General features: G+C 68.7%; 20 protein-coding genes. 5 read left to right on the plus strand and 15 right to left on the minus strand.

Going from position 1 to position 16,547, the window contains the following annotated elements:
* Positions 1-206: 206 nt before the first annotated feature.
* The 10 genes from A37U_RS0118065 to A37U_RS0118110 form a co-directional block, all read right to left on the minus strand.
* A complete protein-coding gene (locus tag A37U_RS0118065) occupies positions 207-1,052 on the minus strand; it encodes a DegV family protein (RefSeq protein WP_020498070.1) in 846 nt (281 codons plus the stop codon).
* Positions 1,049-1,759, minus strand: coding sequence for a diglucosylglycerate octanoyltransferase (gene octT, locus A37U_RS0118070; RefSeq protein ID WP_020498071.1), 711 nt, complete (start codon positions 1,757-1,759; stop codon positions 1,049-1,051). The genes A37U_RS0118065 and octT overlap by 4 nt, the downstream gene beginning before the upstream one ends.
* 2 nt (positions 1,760-1,761) lie before the next feature.
* Positions 1,762-2,379, minus strand: a complete 618-nt coding sequence (locus A37U_RS0118075) for a histidine phosphatase family protein (protein ID WP_020498072.1) — start codon at positions 2,377-2,379, stop codon at positions 1,762-1,764.
* On the minus strand, positions 2,376-2,747 hold the full coding sequence (rsfS, locus tag A37U_RS0118080; protein WP_020498073.1) for a ribosome silencing factor: 372 nt from the start codon (positions 2,745-2,747) through the stop codon (positions 2,376-2,378). The genes A37U_RS0118075 and rsfS overlap by 4 nt, the downstream gene beginning before the upstream one ends.
* Positions 2,748-2,777: 30 nt before the next feature.
* Positions 2,778-3,365 carry a nicotinate-nucleotide adenylyltransferase gene (gene nadD / locus A37U_RS0118085; protein WP_020498074.1) on the minus strand — a complete coding sequence of 196 codons (588 nt, stop codon included), beginning with the start codon at positions 3,363-3,365 and terminating at the stop codon, positions 2,778-2,780.
* Positions 3,366-3,371: 6 nt separating this feature from the next.
* Entirely contained in the window at positions 3,372-3,959 is a 588-nt protein-coding gene (locus A37U_RS0118090) for a TetR/AcrR family transcriptional regulator (protein ID WP_020498075.1), read from the minus strand.
* Between the two features lie 66 nt (positions 3,960-4,025).
* On the minus strand, positions 4,026-4,511 hold the full coding sequence (locus tag A37U_RS53720; protein WP_020498076.1) for a cytidine/deoxycytidylate deaminase family protein: 486 nt from the start codon (positions 4,509-4,511) through the stop codon (positions 4,026-4,028).
* Complete coding sequence (locus A37U_RS53725; protein WP_020498077.1) at positions 4,508-5,122, minus strand: RibD family protein; 615 nt, start codon at positions 5,120-5,122, stop codon at positions 4,508-4,510. Before A37U_RS53725 ends, A37U_RS53720 begins: the two co-directional genes overlap by 4 nt.
* Positions 5,119-6,375, minus strand: a complete 1,257-nt coding sequence (locus tag A37U_RS0118105; protein WP_020498078.1) for a glutamate-5-semialdehyde dehydrogenase — start codon at positions 6,373-6,375, stop codon at positions 5,119-5,121. The genes A37U_RS53725 and A37U_RS0118105 overlap by 4 nt, the downstream gene beginning before the upstream one ends.
* A gap of 40 nt (positions 6,376-6,415) precedes the next feature.
* On the minus strand, positions 6,416-7,972 hold the full coding sequence (locus tag A37U_RS0118110) for an FAD-dependent monooxygenase (protein ID WP_020498079.1): 1,557 nt from the start codon (positions 7,970-7,972) through the stop codon (positions 6,416-6,418).
* 101 nt (positions 7,973-8,073) lie between these two features.
* Here A37U_RS0118110 and A37U_RS0118115 point away from each other — a divergent pair, with 101 nt between their 5' ends.
* Positions 8,074-8,805 carry a TetR/AcrR family transcriptional regulator gene (locus A37U_RS0118115; RefSeq protein ID WP_020498080.1) on the plus strand — a complete coding sequence of 244 codons (732 nt, stop codon included), beginning with the start codon at positions 8,074-8,076 and terminating at the stop codon, positions 8,803-8,805.
* 10 nt (positions 8,806-8,815) lie between these two features.
* On the opposite strand, the gene A37U_RS0118120 is transcribed toward A37U_RS0118115, so the two are convergent.
* The 4 genes from A37U_RS0118120 to mrf all read right to left on the minus strand — a co-directional run bounded on the left by A37U_RS0118120 (position 8,816) and on the right by mrf (position 13,380).
* Positions 8,816-10,864: an acyltransferase family protein gene (locus A37U_RS0118120; RefSeq protein WP_020498081.1), complete on the minus strand. Its 2,049-nt coding sequence runs from the start codon at positions 10,862-10,864 to the stop codon at positions 8,816-8,818.
* Between the two features lie 91 nt (positions 10,865-10,955).
* Complete coding sequence (locus A37U_RS0118125) at positions 10,956-11,585, minus strand: DoxX family protein (protein WP_020498082.1); 630 nt, start codon at positions 11,583-11,585, stop codon at positions 10,956-10,958.
* Between the two features lie 67 nt (positions 11,586-11,652).
* On the minus strand, positions 11,653-12,192 hold the full coding sequence (locus A37U_RS0118130; RefSeq protein ID WP_020498083.1) for an O-acetyl-ADP-ribose deacetylase: 540 nt from the start codon (positions 12,190-12,192) through the stop codon (positions 11,653-11,655).
* Positions 12,193-12,204: 12 nt separating this feature from the next.
* The gene (gene mrf / locus A37U_RS44200; protein WP_020498084.1) at positions 12,205-13,380 is read right to left on the minus strand and encodes a ribosome hibernation factor-recruiting GTPase MRF; all 1,176 of its coding nucleotides are present in this window, start codon (positions 13,378-13,380) and stop codon (positions 12,205-12,207) included.
* 99 nt (positions 13,381-13,479) lie between these two features.
* Between mrf and rpmB the strand changes: the two genes are divergently transcribed.
* The gene (gene rpmB / locus A37U_RS0118140) at positions 13,480-13,716 is read left to right on the plus strand and encodes a 50S ribosomal protein L28 (protein WP_020498085.1); all 237 of its coding nucleotides are present in this window, start codon (positions 13,480-13,482) and stop codon (positions 13,714-13,716) included.
* Entirely contained in the window at positions 13,716-13,883 is a 168-nt protein-coding gene (gene rpmG, locus A37U_RS0118145; RefSeq protein WP_020498086.1) for a 50S ribosomal protein L33, read from the plus strand. The genes rpmB and rpmG overlap by 1 nt, the downstream gene beginning before the upstream one ends.
* Before the next feature lie 3 nt (positions 13,884-13,886).
* Here the strand turns inward: rpmG and A37U_RS0118150 are convergent, their stop codons facing one another.
* A complete protein-coding gene (locus A37U_RS0118150; protein ID WP_020498087.1) occupies positions 13,887-14,801 on the minus strand; it encodes a 2-hydroxyacid dehydrogenase in 915 nt (304 codons plus the stop codon).
* A gap of 85 nt (positions 14,802-14,886) precedes the next feature.
* On the opposite strand from A37U_RS0118150, the gene A37U_RS0118155 reads away from it, so the two are divergent.
* Both A37U_RS0118155 and A37U_RS49790 read left to right on the plus strand, forming a co-directional pair.
* Positions 14,887-16,074, plus strand: a complete 1,188-nt coding sequence (locus tag A37U_RS0118155; protein ID WP_026197340.1) for a PQQ-dependent sugar dehydrogenase — start codon at positions 14,887-14,889, stop codon at positions 16,072-16,074.
* Positions 16,075-16,081: 7 nt separating this feature from the next.
* On the plus strand, positions 16,082-16,546 hold the full coding sequence (locus A37U_RS49790; RefSeq protein ID WP_026197341.1) for a nucleoside deaminase: 465 nt from the start codon (positions 16,082-16,084) through the stop codon (positions 16,544-16,546).
* Position 16,547 lies beyond the last annotated feature (1 nt).

Below are 16,547 nucleotides of genomic sequence, written 5' to 3' on the forward strand. Positions count from 1 at the left end.
CGCTACGGCGGAATCCAGCACAGAAAAGAGGAGTTCGCCAATCTGTGGAAAACCGGATCAGCTGTGGATGATTTTACATACACTCCGGCCGGAACAGCCGGTCCGGAGCGAATAAGTCGCGCGAAGAAAGGGACTTCGAGCGAATGGTCCATTCACTCGGAAAAAATCCGTTCACCAATGGGGCGGCCCGATATTCTGGGTCAATGCTATTCGACGGATTCCGGAAGAACGACCACACCGAGAACCCCTGGCCCGGTGTGCGCGCCGATGACCGCGCCGACCTCGGAGACGAGCACTCCCGCCGCAGCGGGCAATCGCGCGGCCAGTTCTTCGGCGAGCAAGGTGGCCTGGTCCTTGGCGCCCAGATGATGTACGGCCAGCCGGGCCCGCCCGGTCCCGGCCGCCGCCGTGGCCAGATCGACCAGCCGCACCTTGGCCCTGCTCATCGTGCGCACCTTTTCCACCCCGGTGATCCGCCCATCCTCGATGTGCAGCACCGGTTTCACGGCGAGCGCGGTGCCGAGCAGCGCTGCCGCGGTCCCGATCCGCCCACCCCTGCGCAGGTATTCCATGGTCGGCACGCAGAACCAGGTCGCGGTGCGCTCGGCGGTCTCCGCCGCGGCCGCTTCCACCCGCTCGCCCGCCTGGCCCTCGCTCGCCGCACGCGCCGCCGCGAGCACCGCGAAACCCAGCCCCATCGCGGTGGACCTGGAATCCACCACGCGTACGTTTCCCACCCGGTCGGCGGCCCGGCAGGCTGCTTCCCAGGTCCCGGAGAGCTCACGGGACAGATGCACGGAGACGACCTCGCTCGCCCCATCCGCGAGCAGGGCACGGTATCGCACGGCGAGATCCTCGGGATTCGGCCGTGAGGTGCTCACCGTGGCATGACCGCGCAGTGCCTGCACGAGCTCGACCGGACCGAGTTCCACGCCGTCGGTGAAGCTGCGCCCGTCCACCAGCACGTGCAGCGGTACGACAGCGACCCGGTGGCGTTCCGCGAATCCTTCGGGAAGGTAAGCGGTGGAATCGGTGACGACGCGGATGGTCACCCGGTCAGTCTATGCCCGTCGTGCGCGAGCCCCAGATGCCCCGCGACCGCGTCGGCGACGGCCTCGTGTGCCTCCCAGCCCCAGTGGATCCCGTCCGCATTTCCCTGCCCGTCGAGCACATGCCTCGCGGTCAGCGCGCGCAGGTCGACCATCGGCACCTCGAGCTCGGCATAGCAGGAGCGCAGAGCCGCGCACTGCGGGCGGTATCCCGCGAGGCTGAATCCGTGGGCAGGTGAACGGTGCAGTGGCGGAAGCATCCCGAGCACGGAGATCCCTGGACGAAGGGAGCGCAGTCCCTCGACGATCTTGCTCGCGTACCGGGTACTCGCCTTCGGTGGCAGCGATACCGGGCATCCCGGCAGCCGGGCGAGCCGCGGCTGCGCGGCCAGGTACGCCGACCGTGTGGTGCGGCGCAACCGCTCGGAACGCAGATACCTGATGCCCTGGCGCAGATAGGTCGGCACGGGTGAGGGAAGCATGTCCATGCCGCCGATCTCCAGGATCACCGCATCGACCTCGGGTAGCCGTGCCCAGACCGCGGGATTGTCGACCAGTGCCCAGTAGGCATCCCGCATCGTCCAGCCGATCCCGGCGAACAGGTCGACGGTGGCCGGGAGCCGGTTCGGCCAGAGCCGGGGATCGTCGATCGGCATCGCCTCGCGCGGACCGAAATAACACAGCGAATCACCGAAGACGAGGAGCCGCATGATCAACCCGTGATGCCGGCGTTGTACGAAATCAACCGCCAGCGTCCATCACCCTCGGTCCGCCTGCGCAGCACGGTCCAGTGACAGTTGCTGATTCCTCCGAGCTGCGGCCAGTTCGGCACGGGCAGCCCGAGCAGATGGCTGACCAGCGCGGTGATCAGCCCGCCGTGCGCGCACAACAGCACCGTCTGACCGGGATACTCGGTGTCGAGTTCACCGACGAGTTCCTCGGCTCGGGCAGCCACCTCGATCCGCGCCTCTCCGCCCGGGGGTGCCCAGGTCGCGTCGTTCTGCCAGTGCACCCGGTCCCCCGGCCAGATGGCGTCGACCTCCTCGGCGGTCTTGCCCTGCCACTCCCCCAGGTTCGTCTCCCGGAGTCGCTTGTCCACCCGGAAGGGCACCTCGCTCGCGGAGGCGAACACCCCGGCAGTGTCACGCGCCCTGCGCAGATCGGAGGACACGAGCACGACCGGATCGAACCTGGCGAGCGCGGGTACGGCGAACCGGGCCTGCTGCCAGCCGATCTCGGTGAGTGCGGAGTCGAGCTGCCCCTGCATGCGGCCACCCGCGTTGTAGTCGGTCTCCCCGTGCCGCCACAACACGAGACGCCACATGCTCATCCCGAAAGTCCTGCCTCGTCGAACTCCAGGTGCGGGCAGTCCTTCCAGAGCCGATCGAGACCGTAGAAGGCGCGCTCCTCGCCATGCTGCACGTGCACGACCACGTCGACGTAGTCGAGCAGGGCCCAGCGCCCGTCACGGACACCCTCCCTACGGGTCGGTTTGGCCCCCGCGCGGTGCATGTGTTCCTCGACGGAATCCACGATCGCGCCGACCTGCCGCTCATTGGGCGCCGACGCGATCACGAAGCAGTCGGTGATGACCAGTTGCTCCGAGACATCGATGATGACGACATCGTCCGCCTTCTTGTCCGCTGCGGCAGCCGCGGCGACCTGTGCCAGATTCTTAGCCTGCTCAGTGGCAGCCACGTCACTCCTGTCCTCGTCCGGGCGGCAAGTCTACTCGCCGCGATAAAGCCGTCGCTTGCTGATGTACTGCACCACACCGTCCGGGACCAGGTACCACACCGGCAGCCCGTCGGCGACCCGCGCGCGCAGATCGGTGGAGGAGATCGCCATGGCGGGCACCTCGAGCAGGCTCACCGATCCCCCGGGAAGGTGACCATCGGTGAGCTCGTAGCCGGGCCTGGTCACCCCGACGAAATGCGCGCGCTCGAACAACTCCTCGACCTTGTGCCAGGAAAGAATCTGTTCGAGCGCGTCCGCCCCGGTGATGAAGTACAGCTCCGCCCCCGGGTAGAGCTCAGCGAGATCACGCAGCGTGTCGATGGTGTAGGTCGGGCCATCCCGGTCGATGTCCACCCTGCTCACCGAGAACCGCGGATTGGAGGCGGTGGCGATCACCGTCATCAGATACCGGTCCTCGGCGGCGGTGACCACGCGGCCCGCCTTCTGATACGGCTGACCGGTCGGAACGAAGACGACCTCCTGCAACCCGAAACGGGCGGCCGCCTCGCTCCCGGCCATCAGGTGTCCGTGGTGCACTGGGTCGAAGGTGCCGCCCATCACCCCGATGCGTCGCGCCATGGTGGCTCAGCCTACGTCTTCGCTACCGGTCTCACCGCGCGGCACGACCAGGCCGAGAGCCACGTCCAGGGCCGCGGCGTTCACCTCGCGTTCGTCCAGCTCGAGGTCGGCGAAGGCCAGCTTGCCGAGGTTGATCGAGATGAGCGCCAGCCGGCAGCGCAACTGCTCGGCCAGTGGGGCATCCCGCGCGGCGAGCAGTTCGAACAGCTCCTTGACCCGCTCGCGGTACCCCTCGAGCGATTTCAGCTCCCGGAGCACGGGCTGGTTTCCCTGGATGAACCTGGTCAGCAGCACTGCACGCTCATCGAGGGCGGCGGCGTAGCGCCGGACGAGCTCACGACGGTTCTCGCTGTCCATCCGGACCTGCCTGGCCCAGGAGATGACCTCGTCGAGCGCGCCGATGGCCCCCTCGACCGCGCCACCGAGGATCTCCTCTTTGGTGCGGTAGTGGTAGTACACGGCCGCCTTGGTGACCTCGAGGCGCTCGGCGATCTCCCGCAGCGAGGTTCCCTCATATCCCTGTTCGGTGAACAGCTCCAGCGCGACCTGCTGGATCCGGTCACGGGTGTCCGAACGCCGCTGCGTGCCAGACATGCGTCAAGGTTCCTCCGCCATCGACTGCCTCACTGGTCACTGACAGTATCTCATCGCCAGGCCTGGTCAGGATACGCGTGGCGAAATGCCGGAAATATGACTATTCATCGCCATCGCGGCCTCGGCCAGCTCAGGAACCTCGAGCACGGTGCATCCCGCGGAGCGCAGCAGCTCGGTCCCCCTCCCGTCCACGAACACGGGTGGCTCCCGCCAGGCGAACACCACGCGGCCGATGCCCGCCTCCAGGATGTGGCGGGTGCAGCTCTTCGGCCGCGAGGAACGGGCGCTGCACGGCTCGAGCGAACTGTAGAGGGTGGCTCCGGACAGCTCGGGCCGGTCCGCACCGTAGGCGGCTTCGAACACGGCGAGGGCGGCCTCCTCGGCGTGCTCGTCCGGGGCGTGCTGGCGCGAGTAGCCGCGGGCCAGCACCGCGGCCTCGGCATCCACGAGGACCGCACCGACGGAGAAGGCGGTCGGCGAGGGCGGGCACCGGTGCGCCAGGTCGATCGCCGCGCGCAGCAGTTCGAGATCGCGCTCGGTCGACTCGATCATGCCCCCTCCCCCTTGGTGTAGCGCAACAACACGAGATCCCCCATCCGCCTGGTCTCCGCGAGGACCAGAGGAGTGCGGTCGAACTCCGCGGGATGGACGAACCGCGCCGAGCCGGCCTTCCCGAGGAAGAACGGCGCGAGCACCAGCTGCAGTTCGTCGACCACACCCGCGACCAGGAAAGCCGTGTGGACCTGCCCACCGCCCTCGACCATGAGCCGGCCGACCCCCCGCGCGGACAGGTCGGCGAGCACCGCAGGAATCCCGGGCTCGCCGAGCACCACCACGGTGGCCACCTCTTCGAGTTCGGGTGCCGGGCGCGTGGTGTAGACGAGGGTCCGGCCCTCGGCGAACACCCGGGCGCCCGGATCGAGCGCACCACTGGAACTCAGGATCACCTTCACCGGTTGCCGTCGCGCGCCGCGTGCCCGTAATCGCGGGTCGTCCGCCCGCACGGTGCCCGCACCGACGAGGATCGCGTCCACGCTCGCGCGAACCTCGTGCACCCGCGCGAAATCCTCCTCGGTGGAGAGCACGAGTCGCTGCGGGCTCGTGTCGTCGATGTATCCGTCGAGCGAGGTCGCCACCGAGGCGAGCACGTGGGGCCGCTTCACGGGCGGGTGTGCCCGTCCCCGTGCACGAGCCACTTCGTCGAGGTGAGCTCGGGAAGGCCGAGCGGGCCGCGTGCGTGGGTCTTCTGTGTGGAGATTCCGATCTCCGCACCCATGCCGAACTCCTCACCGTCGGTGAACGCGGTCGAGGCGTTCACCATGACCGCGGCGGCGTCCACCCGCGCGGTGAAGGCATCCGCGGTCGCGATGTCGCGGGTGACGATGGCCTCGGTGTGCCCGGTGGAGTGCGCCGCGATGTGTGCGATCGCGGCATCCAGGTCGGGCACCACGGCCGCGGCGATGTCCATCGCCAGGTACTCGGTGTCGAAGTCCCCGGCGGTCGCCGCGGCCACGTCCGAGGTGTGCTCGGCGAACCCTGGCTCGGCGTGTATCCGGACACCGGCCGCGTGCAGGGCCTTCGCGATCCGGGGCACGAACTCGGCGGCGATACCGGAGTGCACGAGCACGGTCTCGGCCGCGTTGCATACGCTCGGGCGCCGGGTCTTGGCGTTGAGCACGATGCGCTCGGCGATGTCCTGATCGGCCGCGGCATCCACGTACACGTGACAGTTCCCGACCCCGGTCTCCACCGTGGGCACCGTCGCCTCGGTGACCACGGTGTCGATCAGCCCGGCACCACCGCGGGGAATCACGAGGTCGACCAGTCCACGTGCGGTGATCAGGGCACGTACGCTCTCCCGGTCCTCGCTCGGCAGCAGCTGCACCGCATCGGCGGCCACCCCGGCGGACTCCAGGGACCCGCGCAGCACGCCGACCAGCGCCGTGTTCGAGCGGCGCGCGGACGAGGATCCGCGCAGCAGCGCGACATTCCCGGATTTGACGGCGAGCCCGGCCGCGTCCACGGTGACGTTCGGCCGCCCCTCGTAGACCATGCCGACCACCCCGAGCGGTACCCGCACCTGGCGGCAGCGCAGACCGTTCGGCAGCACGCTGCCGCGCACGGTCTCGCCGACCGGATCCGGAAGGGCGGCGACCGTGCGCAGGCCCGCGGCCATCGCCGCGATCCGCTCACCGGTCAGCGCGAGCCGGTCGAGCAGGGCCTCGCTCATCCCCTGCTCCCTGGCCGAGGCGAGATCCTCGGCATTGGCGGCGAGCACGGTGGCCGTCTCGGCCTCCAGCGCCGTGGCCATCGCCTCGAGCGCCGCGTCCTTGCGTTCCCGGGTGGCCCGCGCGAGTGGACCGGAGGCTTCCCGTGCCCTCCTGGCCGCTGCGTGCACCTGTTCGGTGATGCTCATGCTCTCAGGTTACGACAGCCGGGCCACCCGATGGCGACGGTCACACTCCCTTCGCGAACGAGACCGAGGCGAGTGCTTCGAACAGGGCAACGACCGGATCACCCGGAGCCCGGACCGCCCGCCAGGCGATATAGCCGTCCGGGCGCACCAGGCAGGCTCCGCCGTCCTCGATGCCGTACCCGCGCCGGATCTCCTCGCGCAGCTGCTCGGCGAACTCCGGCCCGGTGAGGGACACGAGCTCGACCGGCACTCCGAGCCGTTTTTCCGCCGACCGGACTGCTTCCGCCCAGGCTTCCCCCTCGGCGAGCAGCACCCAGCCCACCTGGTAGAGGTCCAATGTGGACTCGTGCGGGCCGAGCCACAGATGCGGTGCCCGGGTTCCCGGCTGACCCGCCCAGTCCTCGGGGCGGCGCGCGGCGGGCAGTTCCTCACCCGCGCCGTGGATGGCAGCCGAACGGTACAGGTACCCGAAGGCCATGGCCGCGTCGTCGATGATCGGCGTGGGCGATGCACCGTCCTCGGCGTCCATCCGGGCGAAGATCTGGTCGTGACAGAGTCCGGCGACCGGGCGCCGTTCGGCCTCATAGGTGTCCAACAGCTCGGGGCGGGCCTGCCCGCCGAGCACGGCGGCCAGCTTGTACGCCAGGTTGTGCGCGTCCTCGATACCGGTGTTGGCGCTGTAGCCACCCCGGTTGGGCGGGAGGGTGTGCGCGGCGTCTCCGGTGAGCAACACCCGCCCTTCCCGGTAGCGTTGCGCGATTTCGGCCCGCACGTCGAAGACCCCGGTCGTGACGACCTCGATGGCCAGATCCGTCCTGCCGATCGCGCGGCGCACCAGGCCCTCGAGCACCGCGGGATCCGTCTCCTGCTGTCCGTGGAACAGCAACCACCGGCCGTCCCCATAGGTGGTGACGAACCCGCCGAACTCCGGCTGGTCGATCACGAACTGGCAGAATCCCTGGCGCAGGTATTCGTTCAGATCCGCGCGGAAGAGCACGCTGCGCGAGGTCTGCAGATACCCCCGCCCGGAGCAGCCGATGCCGAGCGTCTCGCGGATTCCGCTCGCACACCCATCGGCGGCGATCAGGTAATCGGCCCGCATCGCGTAAACCGACCCGTCCGCCCCGCGCAGGACGGCGCGCACACCGTCCTCGTCCTGGCTGAACTCGAGCAGTTCGGTGCTCATCCGCACGTCCGCGGAGAACGAGCGCGCCTGGTCGCGCAGAATGGGCTCGAGCCGGTCCTGCGCGATACCGGCTCCGGTACAGGGCGAGTACTCGATCTCCTCGGCGCGCCCGCCCGGAGTCCACGGCTGCTCCTCGAACCACTGGCCGGCGAGGCTTTCCACCCGCACGCGGCGAACACCATGCCCCACTCCGCCCGCCGGCGGGCTGGCCGGAATCCGGTCGCCGAGACCCACCGCACGGTAGAGCTCCATGGTCCGGGGCGTGTACCCGATCGCCCTCGGATGCGGTGAACTGCCCGGGTGCCGCTCGACGAGCGCCGTCGGAACACCGCGCCAGGCGAGGAACAGCGCGGCCGAGGTACCGACCAGACCTCCACCGACCACGAGCACCGAAGTCGATTCCGTACGCATAACGCCACCTCCTGGATCTATACGATGTATCTATCGATACAGTGTATCGCTCGAGGTCTTGTATCGTGAGTTCCGTCCGACTGGAAGCAGGGCGAGGTGTGATGGTGCGCAAGCAGGCCGAGGAATACGCGACCGTGTGGGAACGTCCCGAGCCGGTCGAACGCCCCGTGCTCAGCTCACTGAGCAGGGACCGGATCGTGCGGGCCGCGATCGAACTCGCGGACGCCGAGGGCCTGGGCGCGGTCTCGTTCCGCCGGATCGCCGGCGTACTCGAGGCCGGGCCGATGCGGCTCTACGGCTACCTTGCCACGAAGGAGGAGCTGTTCGACCTCATGGTCGACGCGGTGTACGCGGAGATCGTCCCGGCGAACACGTCCGCATCCGGCTGGCGCGCACGGCTGACCGAGATCGCCCACCGCACAAGGGAAACGGCTCTGCGCCATGACTGGCTCGTGGATCTGTTCGGTGGGCGGCCGAACATCGGGCCCAACGGCCTCGCCTTCCATGAGGCCTCGCTGGCCGCGCTCGACGAAGTGGCCGGTTTCGAACAGGTGGACACGATGATGGACGCGATCGGCGCGGTGCACGGCTACGTGCTCGGCGCGGTGCGCGCCGAGGTCACCGAACGGCGCGCCGAGCGCGCCACCGGCATGGACGAACAGCACTGGCAGCAGGCGAACGGTGCCTATATGACGAAGATGCTCGCCACCGGTGCCTACCCGATGCTGGCCAGGGTCGTCGAGGACGCGAGCCATCCGGCACCCGGGACCGCGTTCACCGCCCGGCTCGAAGCGGTGCTCGACGGGATCGAGGCCCGGTTCCGGACGGCCTGATCCGGATCAGCTAGGTCCGCCAGCCGAGTTTGTCGTCGATCGCGCTCTCCCAGATCGGCGCCATGGTGCGCAGATAGGTCGCGCTCGGGTGATTGTCGTCCAGATAGACATACACGTTCCCGATCACCGGCGGACAGACGGTATCCGTGCACAGATAATTGCTGAAATCCAGGAAGTCGGTGTTCTCCGGGAGATTCTTCACTTTCTCGTACGGCGGCTTGTCGGCGAGATATTCCTTGCGCACCGCACCACAACTCGGGTTGTCCTTCCCCTTGGCCTGCACGCAGTTGGGCGGGGAGAACGAGAACCTCGGAGTGTCGCGCACGGCCAGCACCGGGATACCGGCCTTGCCGAGCCGCCGCCACTGTTCGGCGAAACCGGGAGGCGTGGACTCGGTGAGTCCTTTTTGGACATTGCGGCTGGCCAGCGTGATCACCGCGTCCGGATGCATCTTGACGATCTCGCGTTCGGCGGCCTTGTTGAAGTTCACACAGGACCGATCGCCCGGCGCGTCCTCGGATTTCGTGGAGAACGGGCAGGCGCCCTTGAGCATGGAGACGAGCTGCCAGTTGCGCCGCTTCGAGATGTCGTTGAGCGGGGCGATGAACTGCTGAGCGTGGGAATCACCGACGATGACGACCCGCTTGCTCGGCTTGCCGTTCGTCGGCGACTTGCAGATCGAGAGTTCCTTGTCCAGCGCGGACGGCGTGCACTGCCGCTGGCGCACCACGGCCCAGTCGTTGGGCAGCGAGATCAGTGAGGGGCGGATCTCCGGTTGCTCGTCCCCGGCGTACTGGAAACCGGGCTGCTGCGCCCGCGCGCCGGGATAGTTGGGATCCGAGGCATCGGCGAGCTGGGACTTCTTGATCTCCTGCTGGGAGAGCAACTGCCAGCCGCCGGCGAGCACCAGGGTCGGCACGAGCGCGATCACGGCGAACCGGTAGGCGCCCCAGCGGTTGTTCACCCCGATCTTGGAATCGCGCACCGGGCTCTCGATGAAGTGGTAGCTCAGCATCGCGAGCACCAGCGAGGCGGCGAGCAGCACCAGGCCACCACGCAGGCCGATCGTGTCCCGGTCGAGCGCGAGCAGCCAGAACAGCATCAGCGGCCAGTGCCACAGGTACAGCGAATAGCTGATGTTGCCGAGATACTCCAGCGGTTTGGAGGCGAGCAGGAAGTCCGCGCCGAACTTGCTCTCGGTCGCGCCCGCCATGATGGTCAGCGCCGCGGACATGGTCGGCCACAGCGCGACGTAACCGGGGAACACGGTGCCGACGTCGATGACGAGCCCGCAGGACACGATCCCGACCACGCCGATCCAGCCGAGCACGATCCGCAGCACCCTCGGCAGCACGATCGCGTCGATGAACAACGCGAGCAGCCCGCCGAGCGCGAATTCCCATACCCGGGTGAAGGAGTTGAAGTAGGCGTACTGCTGGTTCACATCGGTGAGGTAGACGGAGTACGCGAGCGAGGCGAGGAACACCACCGCGAGCACCACCGCCACCACGCCGGAAAGCTTGCGCTTCAACACCTTCCGGGCCAGCAGCGCGATCCCGAAGATCAACAGCGGCCAGACGAGATAGAACTGGCCCTGGATGGAAAGCGACCAGTAGTGCTGGGCGAAGCTCTGCGTGTTGTGCCGTGCGAAGTAGTTCACCGAGTCCGCGGCGAGTTGCCAGTTCTCGTAGTACAGCGCCGAGGCGACCGTTTCCTTGATGGTCTGCAGCCAGCGGTCCTGCGGAAGCAGGGCGAGGCTGACCGCCATGCACACCACGAGCACGGTCAGCGCGGCGGGAAGCAGCCGCTTGAACATCCGGCCCCACATCGCCCGGAACTGGATGCCCTTGCCGCTCGCGGCGCGCACCAGCTGACCGGTGATCAGGAACCCGGAGATCAGGAAGAAGATGTCCACGCCGCCGGAGATCCGGTTGAACCAGATGTGGTAGGCGACGACCAGCAACGCGGCGAGCGCTCTGACACCCTGCAGTTCCGGGCGATACTTGCGCTTCGCCTGGGACGTGGCCTGCCTGTCGGGCACGGCGAGCGAATGCGCCATCGTCGCGTCCTCCGCGGTCGTTGCTGGATTGGGGCTGCTGAACGCCGGCTCACGATACCTGGACCGGTGCCATGACCCCGAATCCGGCCGTCTATTTGCGCCCGAACACGAAGATCAGCACGGTTGCGACAACCGCGAGCAGAACACCCAGAATGCCCCAGGCGGTGGGCTTGCGGTGCCAGGCCCTGCCGAGGTCCATCGCGACCCGGCCCGGTCCGGTGAACAGCAACGCCAGCGCGGAGGCCGCGAGCACGAGCTCGTACTCGAAACCTCCGGTCGCACTGGTGAAGAAACCGGTCCCGGCCTTCATGTAGAGCGCGTTCCCGAGCACACCGAGCACGGCTGCCGCGCCGAGCGGGGTGAGCAGGCCGAGCACCAACAGTGCCCCGCCGACCAGTTCCGACCAGCCGGTCACGTAGGCGAGCACCGTGGTGTGACCGAAACCCATCTGGCCGAGATACATGGAGAACCCGTTGATACCCGGACCGCCGAAGAGACCGAAGATCTTCTGCAGGCCGTGCGCACCGACCGTGAGACCGACGACGATCCGCAGCACGAGCAGGCCGAAGTCCGCCCCCACGTGCCAGGTGATCTGCCTGCGTGGTTCCTCCGACTCGGTGGTGCCGATCCCGGAAAGCAGTGAGGTATTGCCGAACTGGCTGGTCGGCTGCTCCGCCGAGCCGGGGTTCTCGCCGACGGGCCGGTCGTCGCTATCAGTCATGATGCCGCCTCACAGTCGTCTGACCAATGCTGAGTTTGGGGGGTAAACGGTACGTCACCCTCTGCCGCTAATCGGAACCGACCGCGACACCGAGCCGAGCCGCCGTGTACGCGAAGACCGCCTCCGTTGAGCGGCCGAACAAGACAAACCGGACTTCACCTGGGAATTCGTGGTCGGTCACGGCCTCGAGGGCGATCCGCGCCGCCGAGTCGAGCGGCCAGCCGAAGGCACCCGTGGAGATCGCTGGAAAGGCCACCGAGCCCACACCGAGCTCGCCGGCGAGCGTGAGCGAATTGTGGTGCGCCGCGATCAGGATCGCCGACCGGTCGATACTGGCGGAGTACACCGGACCCACCGTGTGGATCACATACTCGGCGGGCAGTTCGCCCGCACCGGTCGCCACCGCCGCACCCGCGGGCAGACCATCGCGGTACCGCCCGGCACGCAGTTCCCGGCACTCCTCGAGGATGCGCGGACCACCACGGCGGTGGATAGCGCCGTCTACTCCGCCGCCACCGAGCAGGCCGGAGTTCGCCGCGTTCACGATGGCGCCGACCCGCTGCTCGGTGAGGTCACCAGTACGGATAGTGATACGTGCCACAGGCACATGATGCCAGGTTCAGCTTTGGCTCCCACAGGGCTCGTCCTCGAACAGCTGGAACGGGTCGGGCAGCGCACGCCAGCCGTCCTGCCCCTCGGCGAGCTCGGCATCGGTGAGCAGCGCGCCGTTCAGCGCCTCGGTGATCCGTTCCGGATCCGCCTCGTGCACCAGGACCAGCAGGTGCTGCTCCCGGTCCCCGTAATAGGGATCCCAGCGCAGTGCCGCGGTCGCGGATCGCAGCGGAGCGGCCTGCTCCCATTCGTCCGGCGCGGCACACAGCCACGGCCCCAGATATCCCAGCCACAGCGCACCACCCGCCGACTCGAGCCAGAGGCTCGCCTCCGGCTTGCTCGCCAGCCAGATCCGGCCCCATGCGGTGACCACCCCGTCCAGTAGCACCTCCATCGCCTCGGCGAACCGTTTCGGATGCAGCGGACGGCGCGCGTCGAACTCGGTGAGCACGATGCCGTGCTCGGCATGCAGCGGCGGGGTGCCGCGCAACAGCGGACCGTGCGGATCGTCCGCCTCGCCACGGCGCGCCTCCGCGGGCAACCGTTCCAGCAGTTGCCCGACTTCGCGCCCCGTGGTGCGCACGGCCGCCGGGGCGAGCCGGTCGAGCACGGCGAGGGTCTGCGGATCGGCGGAGCGGGCGAGCACCAGGACATCGGCGAAGGCGACCGCACCGGTGGCCACGTGCGCGACCGTGCGCTCGTCCTCGGTCCCGGCGCCGAGCCCCATCTCCACCAGCGTCTCGTCCCCGGTCGCGCGCCGGAACCAGTTCTCCGGATCGATCACGACGAGCACCGCGGCGATGTCCAGCACCTCGCACACGGTGCCTGGCCCGTCCTCGTCCTCGACCAGGAGCGTGGACAGCGCCCCACACACCGATTCCGGTTCCATCGCGGGATCCAGGTGCAGCACGATGCGCGGCACCCGGTTCCTGGCCAGCCTGCGCAGCAGTGGCAGCACATCCTCGCGCAGGGTGCACGAGGCACAGCCGTGCGCCAGTTCGAGCACCGTCTCGCGCACATCCTCCGCGGTGCGCACGGTGCGCCGCACGATCCCTTCGGTCAGCGAACGCAGATCGTGGTGCACGAGCACGGCACCCTCGACCTCGTGCATGGCCGATTCGGCGGTCTCGCGGGCCACATCGGAGGCGAGTCCGCCGACGAGGAGCAACTGACTGCGGGACATAGACACCCATCCTTGTTGACAATCATTTTCAAAAGACTTCCCGCCATGGTAGCGTCACGTTGCCGTTATTGAAAATGATTCTCATCATGAGGAGGGATCGTGTCGCAGGTGTGTCAGGTAACCGGGCGCGCGCCGGGCTTCGGGAACCGGGTCGCGCACTCGAACAAGCGCACGAAGCGCCGGTGGAACCCCAATCTGCAGCGCCGCCGCTACTGGCTGCCCTCGGCGAAACGATGGATCACGCTCACCGTCTCGGCCAAGGGCATCAAGACGATCGACAAGCGCGGGATCGAATCGGTCGCCGCGGAACTGCGCCGCAAGGGAGTACGGATCTGATGGCGGCGAACAACGAGCTGCGCCCGATCGTGAAGCTGCGCTCCACCGCGGGCACCGGGTACACCTACGTCACCCGCAAGAACCGGCGCAACGATCCGGACCGGCTGGTGCTGCGCAAGTACGACCCGATCGCGCGGGCGCACGTCGAGTTCCGCGAACAGCGCTAGGCTCTAGTACTCGCCGTCGACCAGGTTGCCCGGTTGGAGCCCCGCTGCGAACCGCCCGATCTCGGCGGCCGCGACGCGCCAGGCCCGGACCTGTCCTCCGGTGACGCTGCCTCCGACGTGCGGGGTGAGCACGAGGTTCGGCGCGGACCAGAGCGCATGGCCCTCGGGCAGCGGCTCCGGATCGGTCACGTCCAGGGCCGCGCGCAGGCGTCCGGCGTTGAGCTCGGCCAAGAGTGCCTCGGTCCGCACCACGGGCCCGCGCGCGGCGTTCACCAGCACCGCGCCGTCCGGCATGGCCGCGAGGAACTTCGCGTCCACCATCCCGCGGGTCGCCGAGGTCAGCGGCACCACGAGCACCGTGACCTCGTGCACGGGTAGCAGCCCTGGCAGTTCGTCCACCCCGTGCACGCCGTCCCGTGCCCGGGTGCCGACGAGCGTGGCGTGCGCGTCGAAGGCCTCGAACCGGCGCCGCAGCTGCTCCCCCAGATCACCGGCCCCGACCACGAGCACCCGCTTGTCCATCAGGGTCTCGGTGTAGTGCTGGTCCCACACCCGGCGCGCCCGGTCGGCGGCGAACGGCTCCAGCTCCCGGTAGATCGAGAGCAGCGTGGCGAACACCCATTCCGCGGTCGCCCCGCCGTGCGCACCGCGGCAGGTGGACAGCGCCACCCCCTGCGGGACCAGGCCGGTCCAGTTCTCCGCGCCCGCGCTGAGCAGCTGGATCAGGCGCAGCCGCGGCAGCTCCGCGAACATCTCGGACACCTTCGGCCCGGCGAGGAACGGCGGCACGAGCACCTGCGCCTCGCGCATGTGGTCCTCGAGTGGTTCACCGGGCTCGTAGCGCACCGGGTTGACCCCGTCGACCTCGGCGAGCGCGGCGCGCCCTTCCTCGTTGGGCACCAATACCGTGATCGTCACGCTGTCACGGTAACCAGCCGGGGAATCCGTTTCGGCGGGAGTGCTCACACGACGGTCACGACCGGGTTTGTAGCCTGCTGGGGTGATGTCGCTTTCGGGGAGGAGCACGCGGCGGGCTCGCACGGCGCTCGCCGCCGCCATGGTGTCCGGCGCCGTCGTGCTGACCGGGTGCGCCGATTTCTCCAAACAGGCCTCACCCGGTCACTACACCGCGGCACCGAGCCTCAACGCGGAGCAGCCGCCACAGCCCGAAGGGCCCGGCGAGAGCGGGACCGGTGGCGGCTCCCCCAGTTCGCAGACCTCGGTGCCGCCCCCGCAGGGGTGCACCGACTTCCACGAGAACGTCATCGGCACCTGTCTGGGCGCCGTGTCCGCGGTCGCCGCCCTGCCCGGGAACGCCCAACAGCCCAGCGCCCTCGCCGCGGAACGGTCCACCGGGCGGATCCTGCAGGTGTCCAAGGGAACCCCGCCGACCCAGCTGGCGAAGCTGGACGTGGACGCCACGGGCGGCGGAGTCACCGGCCTTGCCCTCTCCCCGCATTACGACGAAGATCAGCTGATCTACGCCTATGTGACCACCGCGACCGGGAACCAGGTAGTGCGGTTCGCCGCGGGGCAGGCACCCAAACCGATCCTGACCGGTATCCCGAAGGGCGCGAAGGACAACGGCGGATCGCTGGCGCTCGATCACAAGGGCGCGCTGCTCGTCGCGACCGGGGACGCCGGGAACGCATCCGCGGCGAACAACCCGAAGTCCTTGGCCGGCAAGGTGCTGCGCATCGACGGCGACGGCAAACCCGCCCCGGGTAACCCCGATCCACACTCCCCCGTGCTGGCCTCCGGAGTGCACGCCCCCGGCGGGGTGTGCGCCACCCTCGACGGCTCCGCCAGCTATGTCACCGACCAGGGCGGGGCACGTGACCAGCTGTTCCACGTCGCACCCGGCAAACTGCGCGAACCGACCTGGAGCTGGCCGGACAAGCCCGGGGTGGCCGGCTGCAGCGCCACGGCCAAACTCGTCACGGTCAACGCCACCAAGGCCGGCAATATGCAGGGCATCGCACTCAACACGGACGGCTCGGTGAACGGCCAGCCTCAGGTCGGCGTGGCGGGGAAGGACGGGTTCGGCAAGCTGTCCGGTATGGATGTGCTCGGCGAGGGCATCGTCGTGGTGGGCACCGCCAACAAGGAGCCCGGCGGGAAGCCTGTTTCCAGTGACGACCGGGTGTTCATCATCCAGCCCCAGGCCGGTGGCGGAACCGGAAAGGACTGAATCTCCCATGCGGGACGAGGAACTGCTCGAGTACGCGCTCGGCGAGGCACGCACCGGTCTCGGTGAGGGTGGTGTGCCCATCGGCGCCGCGCTGGTGCTCGGCGACACCGTGGTGGCCACCGGGCGCAACCGGCGAGTGCAGCTGGGCAGCACGATCCGGCACGGCGAGACCGACTGCCTGGAGAACGCGGGCCGGCTCCCGGCGCGCGATTACGCGAAGGCCACGATGGTCACCACGCTGTCCCCGTGCCACATGTGCACCGGGGCGATGCTGCTCTACGGGATCCCGCGGGTGGTCATCGGCGAGAACACGACCTTCCGCGGACCGGAGCATTCGCTGCGCGAGTCCGGGGTGGAGCTCGTCGTGCTCGACTCGGCCGAGTGCCGCACGTTGATGGACCGGTTCATCCAGGATTTCCCTGCGGTGTGGGCCGAGGACATCGGGGCCGAGGACTTCGAAGAACCGGGCTGAT

The organism is Sciscionella marina DSM 45152, assembly GCF_000379465.1.
Classification (GTDB): Bacteria; Actinomycetota; Actinomycetes; order Mycobacteriales; family Pseudonocardiaceae; genus Sciscionella; species Sciscionella marina.

Excerpts from the sequence above, each read along its gene's own strand:
- octT (WP_020498071.1), bottom strand. The coding sequence starts at position 1,759 with ATGCGGCTCCTCGTCTTCGGTGATTCGCTGTGTTATTTCGGTCCGCGC.
- A37U_RS0118075 (WP_020498072.1), bottom strand. The coding sequence starts at position 2,379 with ATGAGCATGTGGCGTCTCGTGTTGTGGCGGCACGGGGAGACCGACTAC.
- nadD (WP_020498074.1), bottom strand. The coding sequence starts at position 3,365 with ATGGCGCGACGCATCGGGGTGATGGGCGGCACCTTCGACCCAGTGCAC.
- A37U_RS0118090 (WP_020498075.1), bottom strand. The coding sequence starts at position 3,959 with ATGTCTGGCACGCAGCGGCGTTCGGACACCCGTGACCGGATCCAGCAG.
- A37U_RS53720 (WP_020498076.1), bottom strand. The coding sequence starts at position 4,511 with ATGATCGAGTCGACCGAGCGCGATCTCGAACTGCTGCGCGCGGCGATC.
- A37U_RS0118105 (WP_020498078.1), bottom strand. The coding sequence starts at position 6,375 with ATGAGCATCACCGAACAGGTGCACGCAGCGGCCAGGAGGGCACGGGAA.
- A37U_RS0118110 (WP_020498079.1), bottom strand. The coding sequence starts at position 7,972 with ATGCGTACGGAATCGACTTCGGTGCTCGTGGTCGGTGGAGGTCTGGTC.
- A37U_RS0118115 (WP_020498080.1), top strand. The coding sequence starts at position 8,074 with ATGGTGCGCAAGCAGGCCGAGGAATACGCGACCGTGTGGGAACGTCCC.
- A37U_RS0118120 (WP_020498081.1), bottom strand. The coding sequence starts at position 10,864 with ATGGCGCATTCGCTCGCCGTGCCCGACAGGCAGGCCACGTCCCAGGCG.
- A37U_RS0118125 (WP_020498082.1), bottom strand. The coding sequence starts at position 11,585 with ATGACTGATAGCGACGACCGGCCCGTCGGCGAGAACCCCGGCTCGGCG.
- mrf (WP_020498084.1), bottom strand. The coding sequence starts at position 13,380 with ATGTCCCGCAGTCAGTTGCTCCTCGTCGGCGGACTCGCCTCCGATGTG.
- rpmG (WP_020498086.1), top strand. The coding sequence starts at position 13,716 with ATGGCGGCGAACAACGAGCTGCGCCCGATCGTGAAGCTGCGCTCCACC.
- A37U_RS0118155 (WP_026197340.1), top strand. The coding sequence starts at position 14,887 with ATGTCGCTTTCGGGGAGGAGCACGCGGCGGGCTCGCACGGCGCTCGCC.
- A37U_RS49790 (WP_026197341.1), top strand. The coding sequence starts at position 16,082 with ATGCGGGACGAGGAACTGCTCGAGTACGCGCTCGGCGAGGCACGCACC.